This is a genomic window from Croceitalea sp. P059 (assembly GCF_031846365.1).
GTDB lineage: Bacteria > Bacteroidota > Bacteroidia > Flavobacteriales > Flavobacteriaceae > Croceitalea > Croceitalea vernalis.
Window position 1 is genome coordinate 167,635 of the sequence record NZ_JAVRHW010000002.1, and the last position, 12,625, is coordinate 180,259.

A 12,625-nucleotide genomic window follows, 5' to 3' on the forward strand; every position below is an offset into this window, starting at 1 on the left:
TTACACAATTTAACGACTATTAAGCAAAAGTTAAAAGCAAGGGCCAACTTGCAAAATCAATTAAAATGTTTAACATTTACGAAAAATGAGTGAACAAAATAACAAAAATACGGAAATAGCTATTTTTGCCAATGGTTGTTTTTGGTGCACTGAGGCGGTGTTTCAGCGGCTAAAAGGTGTTGAAGCGGTAGTATCTGGTTACACTGGTGGTGCCATTAAAAATCCGGCATATAGAGAAATTTGTTCAGGGCGAACTGGCCATGCGGAGGGTATTAAAATTACTTTTAATCCAACCGAGATTTCGTTTGAAGAATTGTTGGAGGTATTTTTTGCTACTCACGACCCAACTACCTTAAATCGACAAGGTAATGACGTAGGGACGCAATATCGAAGTGAAATTTTTTACACCACAGCGATACAAGCACAACAGGCTAAAGATTTTATAGAGTTTTTAGAGAAAGAGCGAGTTTTTAAGAACCCTATTGTAACAGCAATTTCAGAAGAAAAACCTTTTTATAAGGCGGAAGAAGATCATCAAGATTTTTATAATTCCAATCCACGACAGCCTTATTGTCAATTTATCATTGACCCAAAAATTAATAAGATTAAAAAATATTACGCCAACAAATTAAAAAAGAGTACTGCATAACTATGGCACCTTACAAAAACTTAGAAGAATACAATATTGAAGTTACCAACGAAGTCAAAGAGAGATTTTCTAAAATCATTGATGAAATCGGCGAAGATGTTAATCGTGAAGGACTCGTGAAAACACCGGAGAGAGCTGCTAAGGCCATGTTGTTTTTAACTCAAGGTTATCAACAAGATCCTGCTGAAATACTTAAAGGAGCCATGTTTAAGGAAGAGTATGATGATATGGTCATCATCAAGGATATAGAGGTCTATTCTCTTTGTGAGCATCATATGCTTCCATTCTTTGGTAAAGCACACATTGCTTATATACCAAATGGTCATATTGTAGGTTTGAGTAAAATCCCTAGAATTGTTGATGTTTTCGCCAGACGACTTCAAGTTCAAGAACGCCTAACACATGATATATTAGAATGTATTAATGGCACCTTAAAGCCTAAGGGAGTTGCTGTTGTCATTGAGGCATCTCATATGTGTATGATGATGCGAGGTGTTCAAAAGCAAAATTCAGTAACAACCACATCTGGATTTAGAGGTCAGTTTGAAAAAATTGAAACCCGTAATGAATTTTTAAAGTTAATTAGCTCAAAATTGTCTTAGTAATTTTTGGCATTCCTTTTGTTTGTATATTATTTGGAATTACTATTTTTCGATATGTCAAAAATTAAGGATAAAAGAATTAGAAACCTTTTTCTAGGTTTATTGTTTGATGCTATAGGTATGGCCTCTTATCTAGCACCAGGTATTGGTGATATGTTAGATGTTTTTTGGGCACCTGCCGCTGGTTGGCTAATGACAAGAATGTACAAAGGTAAAATAGGTCAAGCCGCTGGTATAGTTACATTTATAGAGGAAATTATACCTGGTCTTGATGTCATACCCACGTTTACGATTATGTGGATATACACTTACCTATTGAGCGGAAAAAAAGCAAAGAAAATAATTGATATCTAAAGCAAAGTTTTATAGTATTTTACTTTTAAAACTTCAATTTTCGTATCCTAGGAAAACTGTGCGGTTGATAATTCTTCAATTAATTTATTCATCATTACCATACCTTTTTGTAGTTGATCTTTAGCGATAAATTCATCTGCTCTATGGGCTTGCTCAATTGATCCAGGTCCACAAATAGCTGCTTGAAAACCTTCGTTAGCAAATTGACCTGCTTCCGCCGCATAAGAGACTGTATCTAGTTTTGAATTTCCTGAAATTCTTTTTATTAAATCTACGATGTCATCATCTGCTTTAGTATCTAAATGTGGTACTGACGGATGGTGTTCCACATTTTTAATGGCAAATCCAGGAAATATTTTTCTTAGTTCCTTTTCTCGTTGTCGACAATAAGTCTCAAAATCAGATACAATCCCTTGTATGTCATCCATAGGAATAGTCCGTAAGTCCCAATAAAAATAAGCTTTGTCAGCAATTACATTTGGAGCAATTCCGCCATTAACCAATCCAATATGAATAGAGGAGTGTGGAGGGTGAAACCTATCATCTATACGATTGTCTTTTATTAATTCATCCATTTTGTTTTCCAACCATAAAATCAAGCGCATGGTTTCATGTATTGCGCTAACTTCTTGTTTTATACGACTGCTATGACCAGCAGAACCGTTAACATAGGTTTCCATGATATAAATACCTTTTTGACCAACAATGGGTTCCATCATGGAAGGTTCTCCGATTAGTGCATACTTTGGAGTTTCTGAATAATGCGTTCTAATAGCTCTAGCCAGTTCAGGAGCGGCTAAACATCCTATTTCTTCATCGTATGAAAATGCAAAATAAATGGGTTTCTTTAAATCTGCTTCAAGCATTTGTGGTAATGCAGCGATGCAACAAGCTAAAAATCCTTTCATGTCACATGAACCTCTTCCGTATAATTTTCCATCACCTTTATCTGTTAGAACAAAAGGATCCGTAGTCCATTCTTGACCTTCTACTGGCACAACATCCATATGTCCTGATAGAATAACACCACCATCAACTTCAGGCCCAATTCTACAATGGAGCGATGCCTTATTCCCCTCTTTGTTTGGCACTAAATAAGCAGTAACACCACGAGATTCCAATACTTCTTTAATCCAGTTAAGTATACTCAAATTACTTTGTCCGCCTAATACCGGGAATGAAACCAATTTCTGTAAAACTTCTTCTACGTTCATAAGCATTATCTATAATTTATGGTAACGGCTATAATCAAAGCCAAAAAGGCTAGGAATAGCACACTGATTAAAACAGGTAAAATAAAACGAATCCAACGGTCAATAGGCACTCGGCACATGCTTAACATGGCAATTAGACCGCCGAGAGTGGGATTGATAAGGTTTGATAATCCATCACCAATTTGAAAGGCTAGTATTGTAATCTGTCTTGATAAGCCTAAAGTTTCTCCAAGCGGTAACATAACAGGTAGGGTTGCCAAGGCTTGTCCGCTACCTGACGGAATAAAAAAGTTGATGACTGATTGAGAAATTGACATACAAATAGCCGAGGCATACAAAGGTAACCCCTCTAACAAAGTGGAGAGCTGATATGATATGGTGTCACCAATATTTCCCATCTCCATAAGTACTTTGATTGATGTTGCAAAACCTACCATAAAAGCTCCTGGAGAGGCAAGTGCTACGGCCTTTAAAACCGTTTCACTCATAGTAGTAGTATTCATTTTTGAAACTAGTCCACAAAGTAGTGCAATAATCAAGAATACCGCTGAAAGTTCATTAATGTACCAATGCAGATTGAAAACTCCATATAAAATAGCCATGAGTCCTCCAATGAATATACCAATGACCATCCAATTGTTTTTACTAATGGAGTAGTCTTGAATAGGTTTTGATAGGGTTAAGTTGCTTGTATCCAGACCTTTTCCTAAACTTTTTGATGAGTCTTTAGTAACCTTTTTAAAATAGCGAACATTATAATAGGCCATTACACTTAAAGCAGAAAAGCAAAGAAAACTACGCAATAATGCACCAGAAAACATAGGGAGTTCTGCTAATTTGTGTCCAGTGCCAACTGTGTATGCGTTAATAGGCGAAAGTCCGAAACCAATTGTCATAGCTCCGACAGAAATACCTGCCGCTAAAATTAAATCACCACCTAGGGCTAAACTTAAAACAGCAGCTATTGGCACCATAGCAATATTATTTTCATAACCTACGGCAACACCTAATAAACCATATATAAAGGTCATAATTACAATAATCAAGTGTTTATTCCTAAGCCCTAGTTTTTTAACTAGCGTTCCAACAGCATTCTCAACAGCTTTCGATTTTTCCATAAAACTGAACATAATACCGCCTGCTAAAACAATAAAAATAATTTCGACCGCTGCTTTAAAGCCTAAAGGAATTGCCTTGAACATATCCAATAATCCAATTGGAGTTGAATCGATAACGGAGTAGGAGTTAGGAACAACTGTACTACGCCCATTAACTAATACTCGTTCATAAGTCCCAGCAGGTAGCACATAAGTTAATATAGTAACCAGAATTATAATGCCAAACAACATGGTAATGGCATGTGGAATACGACTAAAAAGCAATGTTATTTTGAAGTTAGTTTTACTCACTAAAGTGGTGTCAACATATCATACGTTAATCTTTACGAATATAACCTGAGCAAATCAATTTTGATGAATTAATATTAAATAAATGTGAAGTAAAAATCGAAGTTAGAAAATCTGCTGGGATTGTTGATTTAATTTAAAAATCCGAAATTAAATAAATGAAGAAAAATAAAAAAGGGAGTGGAGTAAATCCACTCCCATAAATAAGTAAATTAAAAAATTACATAATTGTTAAGCTAAAAGTCTGAGCAATATCAGTCTCTCCACCGGCATCTGCTAAAGTACCGTCATTTGGTTTTTTAGGCTCATGACGCAATGTGATTGTGATGGAGGCTGCTCCAGCGGTATTCGTTTCTAAGCTAAAAACAATTCCAACTGGATTACCGTCACCGTCAGTATCACCATAAGTAACGCCAGCAATAGACCCTGTGGTTTCAAAAAAGAATTGGTGTTCGTCATCTTCTTCAGCAACTTCTTCAGTAATATCTTCCGCAGGTGTTTCGGTCTCATTTAAAAGAACTATTCCACCAGTATACGTCGTACTTCCGGCCAATGAACCAGAAACTGTAACTTCTGGTGCACCAGGTCCGTCACCATCGATGTCTCGTGATTGCAACGTAATAGTGTCGCCGCCACCTTGAGGGACTAACACAACAGTCATTGTTGTAATTACTTCTTCTTCGTTTACTTCTTCTGGTGTATCGTCATCATCAGAACATGAGCTAAACAAAACTCCGCTTAAGGCTAAAATTGATAAAAATTTGATGGTCTTCATAACAAATAATAAATGATTAAAAATTAATAATTGAGTTTTAATTGTAAAATAATGTTCCTACCTAAATCGTCAGCGAAATAGCGCTGACGATTTAAATATTCTCTATAATTGGTGTTTAATAAATTATTGATTGTGAGTGAGGTTGTTAAAAGGTTTTTACCAAGACTAAAATTCATTTTTGAATTAAAATTCAAAATATGATAGGCTCCTGGAGCAGTGTTAATTGCTAAAATTACCTCCTCTTGTTGTTCAGGCGAAAAAACTGAAATATTATCTGGAACTTCATTTTGTCTCAAAACATATTGACTTTGAAGTGAGAGTTTTAACCCTTTCCATTCTTCTTTTGAGAAAAGTAAAGTATTTGTAAAATTTGCAGATGGAATATTGATTATCGCCTCATCACTGTCGAGATCATTACCCTTAACTATTGAAAATATATGTTCTGTTCTCCAATTAGTTGTCCAATCTGAATAAGCAGACATATCAACACCTAATATTCTAACATCAGCTTGTCTATAAGACCAAACAGGAAAAGCACCTCTTAATGTGAACTCAACACCAGTTGGCTCTAAAAGAATAAAATCTTTAATATAGTTTGCATAGGGTTCTATTGAGAAGCCCCATTTTATGAAATCTCTATTATATGATGCCATTAATTTGTTCGAGGTTTCACTTCCAATTCTAATATCTCCTAATTCTATTCTAGCGGCAGAATGGTGCAAGCCGTCACTAAACAACTCTGAAGGATTTGGAGCTCTTTGAGCAAGTGCGTAATTGAATTTTAGATTATTATCATTGCTTGTTTTATAATTAAAACCAACAGTCCCAGAAATGTTAGTGTAATTGAAAACTGGATTAGTTAACAGTTGTGTTCCCCTGTCATCAATAACTAATTCAGGAAAATCAATATCATAACCACGTTCTTCCCATCGTGTGGTTTGATAAAATTTTAAGGCATCAACTTTGGTATATTCATATCTGATCCCTGCATCAAATGTCCATTCATTATTAAGTTGGTATTCACCAATTACAAAACTTCCAAAATCAATTTTTTCATAGTCCGGTATTAATCTTCTTACCCCCGTAGCCGGATTTGCAAAATTGTCTTGATACCTACCCATTAAACCAAATTGTAGTTGAAAAGTATCATTACTATCCCATTTAAAATCTGTAGAAAGCGTATGTGTTTCTAATTCTAAATCGATGGAAGCTTGGTCGTTTCGTTCGCCGCGTCTAACATCAAATTCGAACCTTCTATTGTTTTGATAGTCATATTGAACGTTCAATTTGCCTAGTCCTTCAAATCTTTTGTAAAAATGTAGTTTACCTAAATGGTGTCTTACTTGTTGTCTGGGGTTTCCTAAATCATAAGTAAAAGGTAAAATAACCCCAGGTTGGCCGCTATTAATACTTCGAATAAGGTCGTCTACATTTCCAATGTGGGAAGCCCTCAATATTGCTATTTCAGCATCGTAATAAGAATATCGACCCGTTAGACCCCACTCAAACAATCGTTTGCCTAATTCTACAGAGCCACCAAATTCTTTAATACCTGTATTTGATAATATATAATCAGGGGCTTCTTGGTCACCCAATCGTTTAAAAGAACCTTGCCCTTTTATGAAAAAACCATTTTTATATACTCTTGTGAAATCAGAAGCTATGTTTCCACCACGTCCGTTGCTTACGCCATTAACTAATGTTTTACCGAATAAAGTGTCTTTGATAGGAAATTTCGCCTGTTCTAAAATAATAGTTCCTCCAATGGCGTCACCACCATACTGTAATGCGGATGCGCCTTTAACAACGGAAATTGTGCCGGCTGAATTGATATCTATATTTGGGGCATGTTCATCACCCCATTCCATATCTTGCATTCGAACCCCATCATTTAATATAAGTACTCGGCTTCCATTTAATCCGTGAATAGCAGGTTTAACAATATTGGCTCCTGTGTTAAGTGTTGAGACGCCACCTAATTGCTTAAGTGCATCACCAATGGTCGCGGTACTAAAACTTTCAAGTACTTCGCTTTTTAAAACAACTTCTTGGGCTGAGTTGGTTTTATCAAAAACTGTATTACCAATCACTTTTACTTCCTCTAATTCCTCTAAATGATGCTCTAATTTTAAATCAAGAGAAGTATTACCACTAATGGTTATTGGGATAATCAAAGTAGCGCAGGATGGATGTGACACTTCTAATTCATATTCCCCATCGCATAAATCAGCGAAAGCATAGTTCCCGTTTTTATCACTGATTACTTCAATATTTTCTTTTATTAGTAAAATGGAGGCATTGATTAACACCGTGTTATTGTGATAATCAATAACTCTTCCATTTAAATTAGAATTACAATTTTGGGCAATTCCATTAGTTAAAGTGCTGAATAACAGCATAATTGTCAGTAAATATTTCATAAAGAAAAATTGTGAGTCCTAATATATTAGGATAGAAATCTATTTAAAATAGGTATTAAATAGTTGCAGGAGGCGGCCTTGAAAAGAAGTCAGAAGGTGTTCCTTCTTTGATAAAAAATCTATCTTCAATTGCATTGAAAGTAATGTCCGCTAAAGGTAGAACTTCTTCAAACTCAAAAATAATTGGTGTAGTAAAAGTATTCTGTTGCTGTTCAATTGCCAATTCACAAGTATGGCAATTTTCTATAGTGTCATCTAAATCATTATCAGCATGAGAATATACATGAAAGCCCGATACTTTAATAAAAATTAAAGTAACGAATGAAAGTAAGGTTACAATTTTAGAAAAATCTTTCATGCTGTTACGAATTTAGGCTATTTAAGAATACCTAGATTGTTAACAAATTCATAATTTTATTTAAAAATAAAGCCTAAACCAAGACGTTTGAGCATCTTTTTCTCAAATGCCCAAAAGAATTTATATTGCCCAAACAGCCATCCAATGAAAACTAAAAGTACTTGATAGATTGGAAAAATCAGTATTATTCTAATTGGCCAATAAATCCAGCCTGAAACTAATTCTCTTTTTAACCCAATTAGTTCGGTCAAGGGTGCGGCCAATTTGGCAGAGGCACTACCGGTAATTGCAAACACAATAAATATGATAATAATTTGAAAGTTGGAGTCAATGCCCCAGCGTTTTTTAAGTTTTTCCATCGCTTTGATTTCGATGACAAATTTAGAATATTAAATGCGAGGAAGAAAAGGACCTAAACGTTGTTTGTAGCGTCTTTGAAAATAAATAAAGTAGTTATAGAGTTGATAGTTTACATCATAGCCATAATCTACACCAAATTCATAATTAATTTGAAGTTCATAAAGTTGAGGGTCAAATGAATAAGGGTCTAAAACTCTACGGTTCCATTCTAAAACATAAATGGAGTTACGATTTTCCATATAGCTTTGGGTATAATATCCTTTGGGTTGTGCAATTCTTGTAAGCCACTGATTAAAACCAATGTCCATAATAACAATATCATATTCAGAATCATTAGATACTTCCGCTTTTTCATTGTCAAGGTTTTTATCGAATAACTCTTTTTCACTTGCTGTAAGCACAATTTCATCCTCTTGTCCATAAATCATAGGTCCAAGGATGAACAAAAATCCTAAAATGAAGTAGTAATATAATTGCTTCTTTTTCATGACTTTAAGATATAAAAAAAGCCATTTAGTAACTCTAAATGGCTTGTTAAATCTATGTAATAGAAGGTTTATTTTCCGAAAAGACCTCCAAGAAGGCCTCCAAGGCCACCTTTCTTTTGTCCTCCACTGTTTAAAACCATACCAGCTAAATCATCAATAACACTACCATCTCCGTCAGAGTCTAAAAATGACTCAATAAGCGATTGTTGTTTATTGGCAGCATTACCGCCACCCATTAAACCGCCTAAAAGACCACTTAATGCATCAGGACTACTTACATTTTGCTGTTTTGTTTGCTTACCTAAAAAGCCCAATAAAAGTGGGGCAGCTATTTTTAGTATTTGAGCGACAGATCCAGCATCTATTCCGGATTTACTGCTTAGTGCATTTTCTACTTGAGGTTGTTTAGAACCTAAAATGTGACCAAGAATTCCAGCACCATCATCCATAACTGATTGGTCTACCCCGCCTCCAAATAAACCACCAAGGTTATCTAAAATACTGCCGTCATGTTTTGAAGATAATGCATTCATTAAACCTTCTGCGCCACCAGGTGTTGAGGCATTCTTTTTCATTGCGCCCATTAACATTGGCATTGCCATTGCTAATACATCAGCAGTTTTGTTTTCAGGTTGCCCTGTCTGACCAGCCACTCCGCTGATTAATTGTTTGCCCATTGGGCTATTGATTAAATCTAGTAATCCTGACATTTTATAAGTGTTTATTTTTAAGAACCACAATGTACGAAAAAGTCACAGTGATAAGCCATATTTTTTTGCCTCTTCGAATTATTGAAGTAGGGCGATAATTTGATTCGCAAGTTCAATCCCAATTCTGTCTTGCGCTTCTGATGTTGCAGCACCAATATGTGGGGTTAATGAAATTTGCGGATGCATTAATATTTTTATTTCCGGATTGGGCTCTGACTCGAAAACATCTAAACCGGCAAAAGAAACTTTTCCGTTTTCTAGTGCATCTATCAAAGCAACTTCATCTATTGTTCCACCCCGCGCAGCATTTATAATACCAACACCATTTTTCATCTTGCCGAAGTCATCTTTATCAAGGACATAATTTTTTTGAGCCGGAACATGAATTGAAATAAAATCTGAATTTGTAATCAATTCATCAAAACTGCTTTTTTGAAGTTGAAATTCAATTTTTTGGCCATCATAGAAACTTAAAGATATAAGGTGTTCTTCTATTTGGTGGTCAGTAAATATGACTTTCATACCAATGCCCAAGGCAATTTTAGCGGTCGCTTGTCCTATTCTGCCGAAGCCTATGATTCCGATTGTTTTGCCACGTAATTCAGAGCCATTTGCGTAAGCCTTTTTTAATTGTTTGAACTTACTATCTCCTTCCAGTGGCATGTTGCGATTGGAATCATATAAAAAGCGAACACCGCCATACAAATGTGCAAAAACAAGCTCTGCAACAGATTCAGAAGAAGCGGCTGGTGTATTAATTACATGAATATCTTTTGACTTCGCATAATCAACATCAATATTGTCCATGCCGACTCCACCGCGACCTATAAGTTTTAGTGATGGGCAAGTATCAATCAATTTTTTGCGTACTTCTGTGGCGCTTCTAACCAAAAGAGCAGTAATTTTATGCTCATTTATAAAATTGCTTAATTGTTCTTGAGCTACTGTCGTGGTTAAAACTTCAAAACCCTCAGCTTCTAAATGCTTTATCCCGGTTTGGGAAATACCGTCGTTTGCTAGTACTTTCATTTTTACCCTTTACGTTCTAGTTCGCTCATAATATCAACTAAGGTCCCAACACTTTCTAATGATAGTGCATTGTACATTGAAGCCCGGTAGCCACCTACAGAACGGTGGCCATTAATTCCATTAATGCCCGCTTCTTTGCATTGATTGTCAAAAGTCTCTTTCAAGGTTTCGTCTGTAATATTAAAAGTGGCATTCATATTAGAACGATCTTCTTTGGCAGCAAAACCTGAGAAGACAGGGTTTAATTCAATCTCAGAATATATAAGATTGCCTTTTTGTTCATTAATTTTTTCAATTGCGGGTATTCCACCCAAGTCTTTGAGCCATTGCATGGTTAGCATTGAAACATAAACTGGAAATACTGGTGGAGTATTAAACATGCTATCCTTGGCAATATGTGTTTTATAATCGAGCATTGAAGGTATCTTTCTTGATACTTTGCCTAGAATATCATCTTTAACAACAACTAATGTGGTACCGGCTGGACCCATATTTTTTTGAGCACCAGCGTATATCAAATAAAATTGAGAAAAGTCCAATTGGCGCGAAAAAATATCAGAACTCATATCACAAACCAAAGGGCAATCTGTTTTAGGAAATTCCTTGATTTGGGTTCCAAAAATAGTGTTGTTGGAAGTCAAATGTAAATAGTCTAATCCCTCTGGAATTTCATATCCTTTCGGAATAAAATTGAAGTTTTTCTCTTGAGAAGAAGCAACTTCGATAATGTCACCAAATAATCTGGCTTCCTTTATAGCTTTTAAACTCCATGTTCCAGTGTTAATGTATCCGGCTTTAGTTTCAAGCAGATTATAAGCCGTGGCTAAAAACTGCATACTAGCTCCTCCTTGCAAAAAAAGTGCTGTATATCCTTTGTTCTCTAAACCAAGTAATTCTAAGGCTAGTGAACGTGCATTCTCCATGATTTCTACAAAAGCAGCACTGCGGTGAGATATTTCTATTAATGATAAACCACTACCATCAAGTTCTATAACAGCTTCAGCAGCTTTTTTCATTACTTCTTTTGGTAAAATACAAGGACCAGCACTAAAATTATGTTTTTTCATTTAGCTATCAATTTCGTTAGGATGTTTGTTGATTAATCAAGAGACAAAGGTCTTAAAAATTAAGGAAACCAAAATAACTCTTGGTTTAATTATAAATTCAGTAAAAACTGAATGGTATCAACTCCATCTGCATAGTCAGTTAAGTCAGGAGTTTGGGTAGTCCCAAATGGAATGCTATTGGAAACAGCAGAATTACCAACAATACACTGTAGTTCAGAAGCTTCACTTTTAAGCCGCATATTTAATGAATCCATAGTGTCATAATATTCATAATACAAAGTGCCAATTGGCGAAGCATAGCTCTTATCTTCTTTAAGTAAAAGAAAATTATTGTCGAGAATTTTAAATTCTGACATTAAAAAAACAGCTTTATTATAATCGTAGTTGTTGGCGTACTTGTGGTTGTTTGCTACGTCTTGAAATTCAAAAATTGCTTCAAAAAAATGTTTTAGTTCAAAATTTTTGGGAATAAAAATTTTAGAAACACTTCTGCAGCCTAAACCAAAATATTGAAAAACATCATTACCTAGTAACTTGAGCTCTTCAATTGATTCATTGCCCGTTAACACCGCAATGGAATTTCTATTTCGCCGTATGATATTTGGGTATTTTCCAAAGTAATAATCAAAGTAACGACTGGTATTATTGCTACCCGTTGCGATAACAGCATCAAATCTTTCAAGTTTTTCTTGGGTCAAATGTATTTTTTTCTTCAATAGCGGTTCAGTATCTAAAAGGTAGGTTACTAGAAAAGGTAGTAAAACCGCATCATTAGATGATAACTTTCCAATTACACGATTTCCAGTTATTAAAACGGCTAAAAAATCGTGGAATCCTACTAATGGAATATTACCCGCCATGATAATGGCAATGGTTTTATTATTGAAGTCTTTTGAGATATGATACGGAGACAGCCAAGCTTCAAGATTGATTTTGGTTAAAAGGGTACCCCAAGAATTTAGAGCTTCCAGCACATTGTTTTTTGTAAACCATCCATTTTGTTGTCCAGCCTTGATGATAGCTTTTTCTAAAGCTTTTGACCAATGATGATTTTGTGAAACAGAATCTTCACAAAATTCTCTTAAAAAACTACCTAGTTTGGTAAAAGCTCCTAAAATATTTGGTTGTACCTCCATTATATTTGTAAAGTAATCCTTTGGGGTTTATTTTTGCGTAAAAATAGCAATGCTAGC

The 12,625-nt window shown here is 35.2% G+C and carries 14 protein-coding genes; 3 read left to right on the plus strand and 11 right to left on the minus strand.

The features are described from left to right. Positions 1–85: 85 nt before the first annotated feature. The 3 genes from msrA to RM542_RS07100 are packed head-to-tail and all read left to right on the plus strand — an operon-like array spanning position 86 to position 1,605. Complete coding sequence (gene msrA, locus RM542_RS07090) at positions 86–649, plus strand: peptide-methionine (S)-S-oxide reductase MsrA (RefSeq protein ID WP_311385037.1); 564 nt, start codon at positions 86–88, stop codon at positions 647–649. Positions 650–651: 2 nt separating this feature from the next. Beyond that, positions 652–1,251: a GTP cyclohydrolase I FolE gene (gene folE, locus RM542_RS07095; protein WP_311385038.1), complete on the plus strand. Its 600-nt coding sequence runs from the start codon at positions 652–654 to the stop codon at positions 1,249–1,251. A 54-nt stretch (positions 1,252–1,305) separates the two neighbouring features. Further along, positions 1,306–1,605, plus strand: a complete 300-nt coding sequence (locus RM542_RS07100) for a hypothetical protein (RefSeq protein WP_311385039.1) — start codon at positions 1,306–1,308, stop codon at positions 1,603–1,605. A gap of 47 nt (positions 1,606–1,652) precedes the next feature. On the opposite strand, the gene argE is transcribed toward RM542_RS07100, so the two are convergent. The 11 genes from argE to RM542_RS07155 form a co-directional block, all read right to left on the minus strand. Then, positions 1,653–2,819, minus strand: coding sequence for an acetylornithine deacetylase (argE, locus tag RM542_RS07105; protein ID WP_311385040.1), 1,167 nt, complete (start codon positions 2,817–2,819; stop codon positions 1,653–1,655). Positions 2,820–2,824: 5 nt separating this feature from the next. Continuing rightward, positions 2,825–4,228, minus strand: a complete 1,404-nt coding sequence (locus tag RM542_RS07110) for an AbgT family transporter (protein ID WP_311385041.1) — start codon at positions 4,226–4,228, stop codon at positions 2,825–2,827. Between the two features lie 217 nt (positions 4,229–4,445). Then, a complete protein-coding gene (locus tag RM542_RS07115) occupies positions 4,446–5,000 on the minus strand; it encodes a type 1 periplasmic binding fold superfamily protein (RefSeq protein ID WP_311385042.1) in 555 nt (184 codons plus the stop codon). A gap of 23 nt (positions 5,001–5,023) precedes the next feature. Further along, on the minus strand, positions 5,024–7,420 hold the full coding sequence (locus tag RM542_RS07120; RefSeq protein ID WP_311385043.1) for a TonB-dependent receptor domain-containing protein: 2,397 nt from the start codon (positions 7,418–7,420) through the stop codon (positions 5,024–5,026). Positions 7,421–7,475: 55 nt separating this feature from the next. Continuing rightward, positions 7,476–7,778 carry a hypothetical protein gene (locus RM542_RS07125; protein WP_311385044.1) on the minus strand — a complete coding sequence of 101 codons (303 nt, stop codon included), beginning with the start codon at positions 7,776–7,778 and terminating at the stop codon, positions 7,476–7,478. 56 nt (positions 7,779–7,834) lie between these two features. Beyond that, entirely contained in the window at positions 7,835–8,137 is a 303-nt protein-coding gene (locus tag RM542_RS07130) for a DUF6787 family protein (RefSeq protein WP_311385045.1), read from the minus strand. Between the two features lie 30 nt (positions 8,138–8,167). After that, the gene (locus RM542_RS07135; protein ID WP_311385046.1) at positions 8,168–8,626 is read right to left on the minus strand and encodes a DUF6146 family protein; all 459 of its coding nucleotides are present in this window, start codon (positions 8,624–8,626) and stop codon (positions 8,168–8,170) included. 68 nt (positions 8,627–8,694) lie between these two features. Next, complete coding sequence (locus tag RM542_RS07140) at positions 8,695–9,336, minus strand: DUF937 domain-containing protein (RefSeq protein WP_311385047.1); 642 nt, start codon at positions 9,334–9,336, stop codon at positions 8,695–8,697. A gap of 78 nt (positions 9,337–9,414) precedes the next feature. Beyond that, positions 9,415–10,365, minus strand: coding sequence for a D-2-hydroxyacid dehydrogenase (locus tag RM542_RS07145; protein ID WP_311385048.1), 951 nt, complete (start codon positions 10,363–10,365; stop codon positions 9,415–9,417). Between the two features lie 2 nt (positions 10,366–10,367). Continuing rightward, positions 10,368–11,432 carry a 3-phosphoserine/phosphohydroxythreonine transaminase gene (serC, locus tag RM542_RS07150; protein WP_311385049.1) on the minus strand — a complete coding sequence of 355 codons (1,065 nt, stop codon included), beginning with the start codon at positions 11,430–11,432 and terminating at the stop codon, positions 10,368–10,370. An 89-nt stretch (positions 11,433–11,521) separates the two neighbouring features. Beyond that, positions 11,522–12,568: an acyl-CoA reductase gene (locus RM542_RS07155; RefSeq protein WP_311385050.1), complete on the minus strand. Its 1,047-nt coding sequence runs from the start codon at positions 12,566–12,568 to the stop codon at positions 11,522–11,524. Positions 12,569–12,625 lie beyond the last annotated feature (57 nt).